The organism is Lysinibacillus irui (assembly GCF_028877475.1).
GTDB classification, from domain to species: Bacteria; Bacillota; Bacilli; order Bacillales_A; family Planococcaceae; genus Lysinibacillus; species Lysinibacillus irui.
Genome location: NZ_CP113527.1, coordinates 2,648,665 through 2,661,884, shown reverse-complemented (window position 1 = coordinate 2,661,884; position 13,220 = coordinate 2,648,665). Strand labels below are relative to the sequence as shown.

Here is a 13,220-nt window from a genome sequence, read left to right as displayed (position 1 = left end):
AAAATGATAAAAAAAGAAGTGAGGTGGCATATGTGCAGCTACATTTTTTAGGGACAGGCGCAGGCATGCCTTCAAAAGAACGAAATACGAGTGCATTGATGGTAAAACTGTTAGATGAAGTGAGCGAAATGTGGTTATTTGACTGTGGGGAGGCAACACAGCATCAAATCTTACACACGTCATTAAAGCCTCGGAAAGTAACAAAAATTTTCATTACACATTTACATGGGGATCATATTTTAGGATTACCTGGTTTTTTAAGCTCTCGATCCTTTCAAGGAGGAGATGAACCCCTTACGATTTTCGGACCAGCAGGGTTACAGCAATGGATTGAACAAACATTGGCCTTATCCAAAACTCATTTAACGTATCCACTTCGCTTTGTAGAAGTGCAGGAAGGGCTTATTTATGAGGATGCACACTTTACAATTCGTGCAAGAGAACTTCGTCATGTTGTTCCATGCTACGGCTACCGTATTGAACAAAAGGATTTACCGGGCGAGTTATTAATCGACAAAGCACAAGCACTCGGTGTGCCTAAAGGACCGTTGCTTGGACAATTGAAAAATGGCCAAGATATTGTGCTTGAAAACGGCAAAGTGATTCAAGCGAAGGACGTTGTGGCACCTGCAAAAAAAGGCTTCACCCTGACGATTTTAGGTGATACGAAATATTGTGAAGAGGCCATACAGTTGTCGATGGGTGCTGATATCCTGGTGCATGAAGCCACATTTGACGGCACAACAACGGATTTAGCTGCCAGCTATGGCCACGCTACAAATGTGGAGGCGGCAAAAGTCGCACAGCAAGCGGGTGCGCAGTATTTACTATTAAATCATTTAAGTGCTCGTTTTCTTCCACATGATTTACCTCAATTTTTGGCAGAAGCACAGGAAATTTTCCCTCAAACGCTCCTGACTGCTGACCAAGCCGTCTTTACATGGCAAAACAATCAATTAATTTAATGTCTAAAAAACATCTATTGCTGCTAATAGATGTTTTTTTGTGAAGAAGATAAAGATTCTTAGCCCAAAAAGCTAAAGAACAGCATGACTGACTTTATCGATCAGTTACATACGACACTAGAAAACCTCCAACTATCAGCAGATACCTATATAGGAAAAATATAGTAGGATAAATAGCTTGTTTCACGTATAATTGAAAAAGGGGTGTGGTGAAATGAATCAACAAAAGATGCCACCAGCACTATTACGATTAATCGTTATTTTTCCAAATGTGCTGAGCTATTTATTACTATTCGGTTTAATTATTTTTGTCATGACCAATTATGAAACATTAAAAGCGACGAACAACCTAACCGTTTGGATTATTTTTATTGTTGTACTAGCACCAGCTGCGACATACACGACTTTCAGTATCGTCAAGAAAATTCGAGCGGGACATATGTAAGTGTATTACGTGTTATCACTAGATTTTTTTCTAGGGTAACACTTTTTTTGACAAGTTGTGCTCAATCGACTATATTTTTGTTAGTTACAACTAACATTTGGGGGAGTTAGAATGAAAAAAGATACAAAAGATAAAATTCTTGCTGCTGCCACAACCTTAATGACGGAAAGGGGCTACTCGAATGTGTCGGTGAAAGATATTGCCTCAACTGCTGGTGTTAGCGAAATGACTGTTTTCCGTCATTATGAAACAAAATTGGGTATCCTACAAGCAGTGCTACATCATCATTCTTATATCCCATACTTTGAGCATTTATTTGCGCAAGAGTTATCAGGGGACCTTGCTAATGACTTACAGCAGATTGCCAATACATATCTAGCTTTTATGGAGAAAAATAAACCTATTTTTCTTATTACAACCCAAGATAGAAGTTTGCTACCTGGATTAATGGATACCATTTCGGATAACCAAACGAAGCAATTGCTCCAATTATTAGCTGCTTATTTCCAATCTCAAATCGAACAAGGAAGGATGAAGGAAATAGATACAAAAGGACAGGCTATTGTTTTTTTAACAAGCCTTTTTGGATTTTTTGTATCAAATGCATTATGGGATTATCATTTCTTAAAAGATCAAAGGGATACTTTTGTTCATAATTTAATAACTAATTTTGTGAGTGGAGTTATTGTATAACTTTCACTCACACAACTTTACTATATTTTTTTAAAACAAAATGTTAGTTAGTACTAACATACATAGAAGAGGGGGTTTATATGAATAGAAAAAGAAATTTAATAGTAGCTATTTTACTAGCTGCTGCATTTGTGTCTATTCTCAATCAGACATTATTACTTATTGCTATGCCACCAATAATGGAAGATTTCAAGATAGATGCCAATTTAGCACAATGGCTCACAACTGTGTATTTATTAACAAATGGCATTCTTATCCCGATTACAGCTTTTCTAATCGGTCGTTTCTCGAATCGTTTACTGTTAATAGTTGCCCTCACTTTATTTAGTGTCGGAACTTTTTTAGGCGCATTTGCACCATCTTTTACAGTTTTACTTTTAGCACGAATCATTCAAGCGGCTGGTGCAGGTGTTATTATGCCTTTAATGCAAACGGTATTATTAACGTTGTATCCGAAAGAAAAAAGAGGTTCTATTATGGGATTGGCAGGTCTTGTTACAGGTTTTGCACCGGCAATAGGCCCAACTTTATCAGGATGGATTTTAGAGCAGCTTACATGGAGACATTTATTTTTTACGGTATTACCTGTTTCGGTCATTGTATTGACAGTGGCCACAATTTTTATGAAAAATGTAACGACTAAAAAAGAGCGGCAGTTAGATAGTCTATCAATTGTCTATTCTTCGTTAGGTTGGGGTGGCCTATTATATGGATTCAGTATAGCTGGAGCGGTTGGATTCAAATCGATGCAAGTATTTGTACCGCTAGTAATTGGTGGGATTATGCTTCTTCTATTTATTAGACGTCAGCTTCAATTACCCAAACCGATGCTTGAATTTCGTGTATTTCAATCAAAGATCTTTTCCATTACAACTTTTTTATCGGGTTTGGTTTATGCGCTCATGATCGGCATTCAAATATTATTAACCTTTTATATTCAAAATGTACGTCAACTTTCGGCATTGGAAACAGGGCTGGTGTTATTGATAGGTGCCCTTGTAATGGGCTTTATGTCTCCAGTGACCGGTAAAATTTTTGATAAGGTTGGAGGAAAAGGCTTGGCACTTGTAGGCTTTACAAGCATTTTACTTGGCTCAAGTTTTTTAATGTGGGTATCAATGCATACAAAACTCTGGCTCATTGCAGGGACATTTACAATCATTTCTTTTGGTATATCAATGATCATGATGCCACTTACAACTGCAGGCATGAACGCTTTACCTACCCATTTGATGGCACATGCGACAGCAGTTAATAGCACGCTGCGTATGGTTGGGGGAGCATTGGTAACAGCATTGCTGGTAACAATCATGAGTACCGTGTCAACATTACAACAGCCAATGGATGCAGCTAACGCCTTGTTAAATGGAATCCGTGCGTCTTTCTTTGTGACAACATTATTGAGTGCCATAGGGTTACTATTATCTTTCTACTTAAGTAAAGAAAACAAGGCTGAATAACCATTACGCTTGTTTCATTCAAATGCACTGCGCATAAAAATAGCCCACCTAGAGAAACTAAGGCAAGAAGAGACTTCGCAGTTATAGAAAAGAGAGGTGCTTTTTGTGAATCCAATCAATTGTGATTTTTCACCGATGAAAGAAACATTAAAGGATGAGCTTCTCCAAGTAATTTTGTCCTTGCAGCAAAGTGTTGAAGAAATGGATACAAATACGAATTGTCTTCTCAGCAATTTTGAAAAAATTAAAGAGAGATTTATGACAATTGAAATGAAGGCGGCTACGTTTTATTTAAATTGTTATCTTTCCCCGTTTACAGAAAAGTATCCGGAATTGTCGCATAGTGTGCAAAATATGTCATTGAGAAGGCATGGTGGTTTAATTGTAATTCAGCGACAAGATGCTTTAGAGGCTTTCATTCAGCCTGGTATTCATATCGGTGCAGATTTAACTCATTCCTTATTAGAATCTATTTTCTTCCCGGGCAATCCGTTACATGATGGGGCAGTGTTAGTCAATCGTAATCAGATAGAGTCAGCAGCCAACGTACTGCCACTGTCAGAGCGTTACACGGGTGAAAAAAAATTAGGAACAAGACATCGAGCTGCGCTAGGATTAAGTGAGATGAGTGATGCTCTTGTAATGGTTGTTTCCGAAGAAACAGGCAAAATCTCCTTCGCCTTTCAAGGCAATCTATATCCCATTTCAACACCTGGCATCATATAGGGATATTCCCTATGAATAAATATCTCAAATTCAAGATATTTTTCTTGCTAAGTTATCACTTGCGTGGTAAAGTGATAACTGAAGGGAGGATGAAGTCGTGAGAAATCATACATTAGGCTCATTAACATGGATTCGTATGATGCGCTTTACAACCCAAAGTAATCAGCTATCGAATGAATTTTTAAAACGTTTTGATTTAACAACAGCACAATTCGATGTTCTGATTCAAATTCAAACTTATGCACCTATTACACAATCTCAATTAGCAAAGAAAGTAACGGTTACTCAAGGGGGCATGTCTCGTATGCTTGCCCGACTTGAAAAAGAGGGACTAATTGAGCGTAAGCAAAATTGGAAGACTAAAACAATTTCATTGACGGCAAAAGGGGAGCACATGATTCAAGCTGCAACCCCCAGTCAGCTTCACTTCCAGTCCTCATTTTTTGAAGAAGTGTTAACAGATGAAGAACTAAAATCTTTATATAAAGTCATGACAAAGCTTGAAAAGCATAGTCGAGAAAAAAAATTGCCACCTGTGTAATTTTTTTTGCATCGTCACTTGCTTAGTCAAGTGAAAACGAGAAGGAGGAAATTGAGGATGCACAAATTAAACGGACACCATCATATTTCGATGCTGACGAAAAATGGCAAACAAAATAATCATTTTTACACTAAAATTCTAGGGCTACGCCGTGTGAAAAAAACAGTAAATCAAGACTCACCATCTATGTATCACTTATTTTATGGTGACTTAACAGGAGCACCTGGTACTGAATTGACATTTTTCGAAATGCCGGTTGCGGGACGTACAGTGAGAGGGACGAATGCCATTACACGTATTGGCTTACTCGTACCAAGCTTTGAAAGCTTACTTTATTGGCAGGAGCGTTTTCAAGAGCTAGGAGTTGAACATAGTGGCCTCACATCGTATGCAGGTAAAGATGCGTTATTTTTTGAAGACCACGAAGGATTACGGATGGTGCTGTTAAACCATCAGGGGAAGGAAGCGCCTGCTCAATGGCAAACATGGGATGGCACAGATATACCAGAAGAACATCGCATTTTAGGGATGGGTACAATTGAAATCACTGTACGTTATTTACAACGAACAGTAAATTTACTAAAAGATTTATTTCACTATTCAGTGGTTGAAGATGATGACAAAGAAGCCATTCTGCAATCAAGTGAAGGGGAAGTGCATGGAGAAATTGTCGTCAAGGAATTAGAAGGGCCAAGCGAGAAACCTGGTAAGGGCAGTATCCATCACCTTGCATTACGTGTCTCAACCGTTGAAGAGTTACGGCAATGGGAAGATAAAATTAAGGAGCGAGGATTGGAGAGTTCAGGTGTCGTTGATCGTTATTATTTCCACAGTCTTTATTTTAGAGATCGTAACGGTATTTTATTTGAAATAGCAACAGATGGCCCAGGGTTTACAGTGGATTCCGCCATCGAGGACCTAGGAAAAGAGCTCGATCTTCCACCGTTTTTAGAACAGAAACGTGCGGATATTGAAGCGATTTTAGAACCACTTGATTAAGGAGAGAGAACATGATGGAAAAATATCGTATTAATCAATCACAAGGACTAGAATTTGGATTATATTCTTTAGGTGACCATATTCCAAACCCATTAACAGGACACCGTATTTCTGCACAGCAGCGATTAAAAGAGCTAGTAGAGGCTAGTCAATTAGCAGAGCAAGCTGGTATTGATGTTTTCGGTGTTGGTGAAAGTCATCAAGCTTATTTCACAACACAAGCACATACAGTCGTGTTAGGTGCAATCGCGCAAGCAACATCAAAAATTAAGCTGTCTAGTTCTGCAACGGTATTAAGTGTTTCGGATCCTGTACGTGTCTATGAGGATTTTGCCACAATTGATTTATTATCGGATGGTCGTGCGGAAATTGTTGCGGGACGCGGTTCGCGAGTAGGGGCCTATCATTTGCTTGGTGTTGATTTACATGATTATGAAGAGCTTTTTGAGGAAAAATTAGAGCTACTTATGAAAATCAATGATGAAGAGCTTGTGACGTGGGAGGGCCAATTCCGTGCACCACTCCATCATGCACAAATATTACCGCAGCCAAAAAATGGCTCATTACCGATTTGGCGCGCTGTCGGTGGCCCTCCTGCAAGTGCTATCAAGGCGGGCTATATGGGAATCCCTATGATGCTCACAACATTAGGAGGACCAGCTGTTAATTTTAAACCATCTGTAGACGCCTATCGAGAAGCGGCAGAGCGACAAGGCTATGATCCAAAGGAATTGCCAGTTGCGACAACAAGCTTATTTTATGTAGCAGACACAACGAAAGAGGCTTTACAAGGTATGTATCCACATTTAAACGGTGGTTTCCAAGCCATTCGTGGTGGAGGGTATCCAAAACAACAATTTGCTCAAGCTACTGATACACGTGATGCCTTGATGGTCGGTAGTAAGGAAGAGATTATAGAGAAATTACTCTATCAGTATGAATTATATGGTATGCAACGTTTTATGGCACAAATTGATTTCGGTGGGGTACCGTTCGATAAAATCATGAAAAACATTGAAATAATCGGCAATGATATTATCCCTGCAATAAAAAAATATACAGTAAAATAAGGAGTGTACCATCATGAAAATAGTCGCGCTTGCCGGTTCGATTGTCGGTTCCAAAACAAGAACAGCTACGCTTAAAATGGTTGATCTATTACAAAAAAAATACCCAGAGCATGAAGTCACGCTACTGGATCTCGCAGACTATCAGCTAGTATTTAGTGACGGTCGCAATTACTTTGACTATGATGGTGATACAAAATATGTCACAGAAACGATTATGGCTGCAGATGCTATTGTCATTGGGACACCAACCTTCCAAGCTTCTATACCCGCTACATTAAAAAATATCTTTGACCTGTTACCTGTCAATGCCTTTCGCGATAAAGTGGTTAGTGTCATTGTGACTGCGGGGACGTCAAAGCACTATTTAATGGTGGAGCAACAACTAAAGCCAATCCTTGCCTATATGAAAGCACATATAGTTCCGACTTATGTATTTATAGAAGAAAAGGATTTTTTACGCAAAGAAATTGTCAATGATGATGTCCTTTTCCGTCTAGAACGATTGGCAGAGGATACAGTTATGGTTACGGATGCTTTTGCAGATATTCGGGCAAAAAAAGATGCAGAATATGATTTTTAAAGATTAATAAAGAAACGCTGTGTTAGTAGTAGGACACAGCGTTTTTTTGTGCTATAGGCTAGCTATTTGACCATTGAAACCATCGTGCATGACCGTCTGGACTTTCCATTGTACGAATGGACTCGATTGTGCCTTGATTCATAAAATCCTGATGTAGCTGTCCATCAAAAAAATTGTTATAGCAATGGTAGAGCGGTCGTTCCATGCTAATCTCTTTTAATTGTTCTAGTAAAGAATTTCGTAATTCGAGTGGTATTTGATTGGCAACATGTGTATGATACACCACCAACATAGCTTCTTGCTCAACTGTCCGACTGAGCTTTTTAATCAATTGAATAGCATCTCCTTTAACCAACTGAATATCTATTTCATTCATGATTGGGAGAGCTTGATTGACTAATGTTCTGCGCTCATGGTGTTCAGGCCAAATCAAAGCCTGAAGCCATTGGCATTCTTTCGTATCCCGCAAATCTATCGGATTTAAATCGATACCTATTCGTTGACAAACAACAGGAGGCTTTGACAGAGAGGCAGGCAATGGTTCACCACGATTTTCTGAAATCAACATGATATCATTTTCAGTATTGGTAATGGCTAATTGTTGGTTATAGCAATAATTGTAGTGATCCATGCCAAGCTGCAACCCTGCACTTGCTCCAATTTCAATGAAAGCTAGCGGTTGTTGATGCTTGTCATAAATTTCAGTCATCATTGGGTAGAGATAGGAACAACGTCGAATTTCATTTGTTTGGACAAGCCTTTCTTGTAACAATGTCTTTAATTCATTTGTATGGGACAGTACAAATGCTTTAAAAGCAGGGAACACCTCCTGTATTGGGAGAGGAGAGGGTGTTAAAGATGCATAATAATGAGATAATGGCTCATCAGATGTTGCTAACAAATAATGAACTGCTGCCAACAATAAATTGGGCGCAGGCTGACCCTGTGGGATCAATTAGGCAATAGCTAACAAATCCTCATCAATGGCAATTTTATAAGCTAAATGTTCATACAGTGGGCTTGATCCTTTGCATTCATTTTTGGCAAACAACAGAAATTGTTGACTTAATGTAGTATTCAGCATACGTTTCTCTCCTTTTGGTAGCATCTATATTAATTATCAGTCTATTATTATTGTATAATTTAGTAAATTAAATATATTTAATGAATTTAATTAAAAATTTTAATCAGGGAGGTGAGATATTGGAATATAAGTGGGTCCAATCTTTTATTGTCGCAGCTCAAACTTGTAATTTTCGAACAGCAGCGGAGCAACTGCATTTATCACAGCCAAGCATTACCGTCCATATCCAGCAGTTAGAGGAATTTTTACATGTCCAATTGTTCAAGCGTGAAAAAAACCGTGTCCAATTAACGGACGCTGGAAAGCTGTTTCAACTGGAAGCACAGCAAATGATGAGCCAGTGGGAGCAAAGTATTGAACGTATCCGATTAGCAAGTATAGGTATTCAGGAGAAGATGATTATTGCGATGACCCCTTTAATGGTTGAAACTATATTGCCTCATGTCATCTATCAATTTAGCAATGACAATCCGACACTTGAAATAGCAATTTTAGTAGAGGATTCAACGAAAATAGAAGATTTAGTCAATCAGGATAAGGCCGATATTGGTATTTCGTTATTACCTACACGTTATCGACAATGGTATCAAGAATTACTTATCGATAGTCCACTCGAGTTAGTTATTCCACTTGATGCCTATGATGATGAAACAGGAACCTATATTGATTATGAGGAGCTATTTCAAACGTACACTTTGTTTACGCACCATCATCCAACCATTTGGGGAGAGTTATTACATAAATTAAGAGAAAAATATGTTGTAACGAAGCAAGTATCCATTTCTCAATCGTATGTGGTAAAACGCTTTATTAAAGATGGGTTAGGGATGTCATTTTTACCTCGTATGATTGTAAGAAAAGAACTTTGATGGAGGGGCGATTTAATATTGTTCCTTTTGAAGCTTTCCCATTACCTAGTGTGCCAGTATACTTATTTTATAAAGAGTCTACACAGGTTACACAGGGATTGGTCGATGTATTGCAAACAAGAAATTATTTATAATTCACAAGACGTTCAAAAATGCAATATACATGATGCAGTTAGTTGAAAGGGTTTTCAAAAATATCCTAACTAATTATGTTATCATAGAGTTCTAGAGAGCAAGGGGGCAATAAATATGGTATTTTCTCTTTTTAAAAAAAAGAAAGAAGCACAGCCACAGCCATTTAAAAATAGAGTTGAGTTTTGTATCACTAATTTGTCACTGGGTGCAGCAGATGCGTATGACATATTAATGGAACGTGATGATATAGATATCGAGGAGTCGGGTTGCACATCCCATTGTGAAATTTGCGAGCAAGGTATTTTTGCAATAGTAAATGGAGAAGTTGTGACAGCAGATGACGCGGAGACATTGGTACAGGCTATTGATGAAGAATTAAAACAAAATCCACTTTTCTAATGAAAAAACAGCTTGCTAGATAGCAAGCTGTTTTTGCTGGATACTCATTTACCAACCACGAGCGTATTGTACAGGTGGTTGAACTTCTTCGCCTAATTCTTTAGCCGCATGTAATGGCCAGTAGGGTTCCCGTAGTAAAACACGTGCTAAGAAAATTAAATCTGCCCGATTGTTTTGGAGAATTTCTTCAGCTTGAATGGCACTTGTTATCAGGCCAACAGCGCCAGTAGGGATGTCAGCCCCGTGCTTGATGGCCTCGGCATGTGGTACCTGATAGCCAGGAAAGACATTAATCGCTGCATGGACAACACCACCTGTTGAGACATCGACTAAATCAACACCTTGGGATTTCATCCAGCGACTAAAGACGATGAAATCCTCCATTGTCGTGCCATCTTCCGCATAATCCTCTGCAGAGACACGCACCAATAAAGGCCCCTCCCAAACACTGCGAATCGCATCGATAACTTGACGAAGGATACGATAGCGATTTTCTTGTGAACCACCGTATTGATCTTGACGTTTATTGGAAGCAGGTGATAAAAATTCGCTAATTAAATAGCCGTGTGCGCCATGAATTTCTAGCACATCAAAGCCAGCTTTTGCGGCACGAACTGCTGCTTGTTTAAATGCTTCTACTACATAGTGAATGTCATCTTCAGTCATTTCCGTCGGGGTTTTATAATCTGAGCTAAAGGCAATGGCTGAAGGGGCAAAAATTTCACCATCTACTGCTGCCTTCCGCCCAGCGTGGCCAAGCTGGATACCTGCTTTTGCACCATAAGCTTTTATTCCTTCCACTACTTGACGCAAGCCTTCAATATGTGCATCATCCCAAATTCCTAAATCTTTATTGGAGATGCGCCCTTCTGGAACAACACCTGTCGCTTCTAAAATAATTAAACCAACTTGACCTGCTGCACGTGTGGCATAATGGACCAAATGAAAAGGTGTTACCATGCCATCATCTTCAGCAGAGTACATGCACATCGGTGCCATGACAACACGATTTTTTAAGGAGATTGATTGCAATTGATAGGGTTCAAATAATTTACTCAAAATAAAGCCTCCTAATTCCTAGTGATACACTTTATTTTGCACATAATATTAACCATTTGCAAGTGAACGAGATCGAGCCTCTGCTTCTTTAATGCATGCTTCGATGGCTTCATTAAATTGATATTGCTCTAAAGCTTGAATACCTGCCTCCGTCGTGCCGCCTGGACTTGTAACCTTTTTGCGTAAAACATCTGGTTCATCTACTGATTGCTTAAGCATTTCGGCCGTACCTGCTAATGTTTGGGTCATTAAAAGACGCACAGTATCTTTGGATAACCCCACCTTCGTACCTACTCGTTCAAAGGCTTCCATTAAATAATAAATGTATGCAGGACCACTGCCTGAAAGAGCTGTTACAGCGTGTAATTGATCCTCATCAACTTCAATAACAGAGCCGACAGCCTCTAATAATTGGAGGAACATGATACGCTGACCTGAAGACACCTCGTTATTAAATGCAATGCCACTTGCTGACATACCAATTGTGGCAGACGTGTTAGGCATCACTCTTGCTACAGGACGATTCCCTAAATATTCTGTAATGGTAGTAATGGCAATTCCCGCTAGAATCGACAGGATAGCAGATTGCTCCGTAATCTTAGATTGAAGGTCACACATCGCAGCAATAGCATCTTTTGGCTTCATCGCTAAAATAATAAGATCCGCCTCCTTGTAAATCGCCTGATCAAACAGACAATGAACGCCATATGTTTCTTGTAGAAATTGTAAGCGTTCTTTGTCAGAGCGATTGGTGACGTAAATTTCCTGTGGGGTAAAGACCTTTTCCTTAATCCAGCCCTGTATCAATGCCTCTGCCATTGATCCTGCACCAATAAATAAAATTTTTTTCATGAACAAAACCTCCAGTTCAAAATAAAAAAGCGCTCTCGTCCTTATTTAGAAGGACGAAAACGCTATTGTTTCCGCGGTACCACCTTTGTTTGCCATTAGTTGGCACAACTCTTAGCCCTTTTATCGCAAGGGAAACGGTTATGTTTACATAACTGCTCAGAAGTAGGTTCGGTAATGGGAGTGGGTGATGTTACTTTCAGCATATGTAACACTCTCTAACACCTTCACCAGTTACGTACTTGGCTTCCTCAACGCACATAAATAATTAGATTATTCAAAATTATAGTGATGAATCGGCAACGTGTCAACAGGAGGATGACGAAAACAGAAAAAACTTGTAAAATAGAATGAATCAGTATTCACTAGCGCTTGAAAAGGGGGAGACAACTTTGTCTATATACAAAATAGAAATACCAACACCCTATGAAGTAGGAGATGTCAACGCATTTGTTGTCAAAGGCGATGCACTTAGCATATTTGATGTTGGACCAAAAACAATGGAAGCCTATGATGCTTTGAAATGGGGGATTCGAGCAGCTGGCTTTGACATGCGTGATATTGAACAAGTTGTGTTAACCCATCATCATCCAGATCATGCTGGATGGGTCGATGCTTTTCCACATGCAGAAATTTTGGGGCATGCCTATAATGATAAATGGCTACGTCATGATGAAGAATTTTTACGCTATCACGAGCAATTTTATAGTGAGCGTTTGTTGGAGCATGGGGTACCACAAGAATATATTTCAAAAAGTGTACATGTTCGTCGTGAATTAGAGCTAGTGGGCGAACGGCCATTAACACAAATCTTGGCAGATGGAGATGAAGTGCCTGGTCATCCAGGATTAAAGGCGATTGAAACTTTGGGTCATGCTCAAAGTCATTTTATTTTCTGGGATGAAAAAACACATCATGTTATTGGCGGTGATTTATTACTCGAAAAAATAACGCCAAACCCATTAATAGAGCCACCATTGGATCGTACGATTGGACGACCAAAATCATTACTGCAATATAATGAATCTCTTGAAATTTTACGCCAATTACCTGTCAAAATGATGCATACAGGGCATGGGGCAGAGCTAGTGGATATACCATATTTAATTGATAAACGTTTAGAGCGTCAGCACCAGCAATCGATGAAGGTGTATGAATTACTAGGAGACGATCAATTAACGGTTGTACAAGTAACAAAACGGCTGTATCCAGCTATTTTCCAGCATCAGCTTGGCTTAACCCTTTCCAAAACACTAGGTCATTTAGATTATTTAGAAGCCAGAAATTATATAACTTCTACAAAAACGGAAGCAGGTATTTATTTATTTCAAAGGAAGTAGGTTCAT

Annotated in this window: 16 protein-coding genes; 12 read left to right on the top strand and 4 right to left on the bottom strand. The window is 39.0% G+C overall.

The genetic code is table 11. The features are described 5' to 3' along the window. Nucleotides 1-32: 32 nt before the first annotated feature. From rnz to OU989_RS13420, 9 genes are all read left to right on the top strand, one after another. Complete coding sequence (gene rnz / locus OU989_RS13460; RefSeq protein ID WP_274793551.1) at nucleotides 33-965, top strand: ribonuclease Z; 933 nt, start codon at nucleotides 33-35, stop codon at nucleotides 963-965. A gap of 214 nt (nucleotides 966-1,179) precedes the next feature. Continuing rightward, nucleotides 1,180-1,410: an acyl-phosphate glycerol 3-phosphate acyltransferase gene (locus tag OU989_RS13455; protein ID WP_274793550.1), complete on the top strand. Its 231-nt coding sequence runs from the start codon at nucleotides 1,180-1,182 to the stop codon at nucleotides 1,408-1,410. 111 nt (nucleotides 1,411-1,521) lie between these two features. Continuing rightward, complete coding sequence (locus OU989_RS13450) at nucleotides 1,522-2,103, top strand: TetR/AcrR family transcriptional regulator (RefSeq protein WP_274793549.1); 582 nt, start codon at nucleotides 1,522-1,524, stop codon at nucleotides 2,101-2,103. An 80-nt stretch (nucleotides 2,104-2,183) separates the two neighbouring features. Further along, entirely contained in the window at nucleotides 2,184-3,563 is a 1,380-nt protein-coding gene (locus OU989_RS13445) for an MDR family MFS transporter (RefSeq protein WP_274793547.1), read from the top strand. A gap of 105 nt (nucleotides 3,564-3,668) precedes the next feature. Next, on the top strand, nucleotides 3,669-4,289 hold the full coding sequence (gene cdaS / locus OU989_RS13440; protein WP_274793546.1) for a sporulation-specific diadenylate cyclase CdaS: 621 nt from the start codon (nucleotides 3,669-3,671) through the stop codon (nucleotides 4,287-4,289). A 97-nt stretch (nucleotides 4,290-4,386) separates the two neighbouring features. Continuing rightward, nucleotides 4,387-4,830 (top strand): MarR family winged helix-turn-helix transcriptional regulator, encoded by a 444-nt coding sequence (locus OU989_RS13435; RefSeq protein WP_274793545.1) that lies wholly within the window; start codon nucleotides 4,387-4,389, stop codon nucleotides 4,828-4,830. A 57-nt stretch (nucleotides 4,831-4,887) separates the two neighbouring features. Next, a complete protein-coding gene (locus tag OU989_RS13430; RefSeq protein ID WP_274793544.1) occupies nucleotides 4,888-5,829 on the top strand; it encodes a ring-cleaving dioxygenase in 942 nt (313 codons plus the stop codon). 14 nt (nucleotides 5,830-5,843) lie between these two features. Next, on the top strand, nucleotides 5,844-6,899 hold the full coding sequence (locus OU989_RS13425; RefSeq protein ID WP_274797345.1) for an LLM class flavin-dependent oxidoreductase: 1,056 nt from the start codon (nucleotides 5,844-5,846) through the stop codon (nucleotides 6,897-6,899). A gap of 13 nt (nucleotides 6,900-6,912) precedes the next feature. Further along, on the top strand, nucleotides 6,913-7,479 hold the full coding sequence (locus OU989_RS13420) for an NADPH-dependent FMN reductase (RefSeq protein ID WP_274793543.1): 567 nt from the start codon (nucleotides 6,913-6,915) through the stop codon (nucleotides 7,477-7,479). Nucleotides 7,480-7,537: 58 nt separating this feature from the next. Here the strand turns inward: OU989_RS13420 and OU989_RS13415 are convergent, their stop codons facing one another. Together OU989_RS13415 and OU989_RS13410 are read right to left on the bottom strand one after the other, a co-directional pair. Next, nucleotides 7,538-8,434 carry a DUF2332 domain-containing protein gene (locus tag OU989_RS13415; protein ID WP_274793542.1) on the bottom strand — a complete coding sequence of 299 codons (897 nt, stop codon included), beginning with the start codon at nucleotides 8,432-8,434 and terminating at the stop codon, nucleotides 7,538-7,540. Next, complete coding sequence (locus OU989_RS13410) at nucleotides 8,435-8,563, bottom strand: hypothetical protein (RefSeq protein WP_274793541.1); 129 nt, start codon at nucleotides 8,561-8,563, stop codon at nucleotides 8,435-8,437. It abuts the gene before it with no gap. Between the two features lie 119 nt (nucleotides 8,564-8,682). Between OU989_RS13410 and OU989_RS13405 the strand changes: the two genes are divergently transcribed. Together OU989_RS13405 and OU989_RS13400 are read left to right on the top strand one after the other, a co-directional pair. After that, nucleotides 8,683-9,432 carry a LysR family transcriptional regulator gene (locus OU989_RS13405; protein ID WP_274793540.1) on the top strand — a complete coding sequence of 250 codons (750 nt, stop codon included), beginning with the start codon at nucleotides 8,683-8,685 and terminating at the stop codon, nucleotides 9,430-9,432. Between the two features lie 249 nt (nucleotides 9,433-9,681). After that, nucleotides 9,682-9,966: a YuzB family protein gene (locus OU989_RS13400; protein WP_274793539.1), complete on the top strand. Its 285-nt coding sequence runs from the start codon at nucleotides 9,682-9,684 to the stop codon at nucleotides 9,964-9,966. Between the two features lie 48 nt (nucleotides 9,967-10,014). On the opposite strand, the gene namA is transcribed toward OU989_RS13400, so the two are convergent. After that, nucleotides 10,015-11,025, bottom strand: coding sequence for an NADPH dehydrogenase NamA (namA, locus tag OU989_RS13395; RefSeq protein ID WP_274793538.1), 1,011 nt, complete (start codon nucleotides 11,023-11,025; stop codon nucleotides 10,015-10,017). 48 nt (nucleotides 11,026-11,073) lie between these two features. Continuing rightward, complete coding sequence (gene proC, locus OU989_RS13390; RefSeq protein ID WP_274793537.1) at nucleotides 11,074-11,877, bottom strand: pyrroline-5-carboxylate reductase; 804 nt, start codon at nucleotides 11,875-11,877, stop codon at nucleotides 11,074-11,076. Nucleotides 11,878-12,224: 347 nt separating this feature from the next. On the opposite strand from proC, the gene OU989_RS13385 reads away from it, so the two are divergent. Continuing rightward, nucleotides 12,225-13,214 (top strand): MBL fold metallo-hydrolase, encoded by a 990-nt coding sequence (locus OU989_RS13385; RefSeq protein WP_274793536.1) that lies wholly within the window; start codon nucleotides 12,225-12,227, stop codon nucleotides 13,212-13,214. Nucleotides 13,215-13,220: the final 6 nt, after the last annotated feature.

Bases quoted from the DNA above. Each gene is read 5' to 3' on its own strand.
- OU989_RS13400 (WP_274793539.1), top strand. From the start codon at position 9,682: ATGGTATTTTCTCTTTTTAAAAAAAAGAAAGAAGCACAGCCACAGCCA.
- OU989_RS13420 (WP_274793543.1), top strand. From the start codon at position 6,913: ATGAAAATAGTCGCGCTTGCCGGTTCGATTGTCGGTTCCAAAACAAGA.
- OU989_RS13425 (WP_274797345.1), top strand. From the start codon at position 5,844: ATGGAAAAATATCGTATTAATCAATCACAAGGACTAGAATTTGGATTA.
- proC (WP_274793537.1), bottom strand. From the start codon at position 11,877: ATGAAAAAAATTTTATTTATTGGTGCAGGATCAATGGCAGAGGCATTG.
- OU989_RS13385 (WP_274793536.1), top strand. From the start codon at position 12,225: ATGAATCAGTATTCACTAGCGCTTGAAAAGGGGGAGACAACTTTGTCT.
- OU989_RS13455 (WP_274793550.1), top strand. From the start codon at position 1,180: ATGAATCAACAAAAGATGCCACCAGCACTATTACGATTAATCGTTATT.
- OU989_RS13410 (WP_274793541.1), bottom strand. From the start codon at position 8,563: ATGCTGAATACTACATTAAGTCAACAATTTCTGTTGTTTGCCAAAAAT.
- OU989_RS13450 (WP_274793549.1), top strand. From the start codon at position 1,522: ATGAAAAAAGATACAAAAGATAAAATTCTTGCTGCTGCCACAACCTTA.
- OU989_RS13430 (WP_274793544.1), top strand. From the start codon at position 4,888: ATGCACAAATTAAACGGACACCATCATATTTCGATGCTGACGAAAAAT.
- OU989_RS13445 (WP_274793547.1), top strand. From the start codon at position 2,184: ATGAATAGAAAAAGAAATTTAATAGTAGCTATTTTACTAGCTGCTGCA.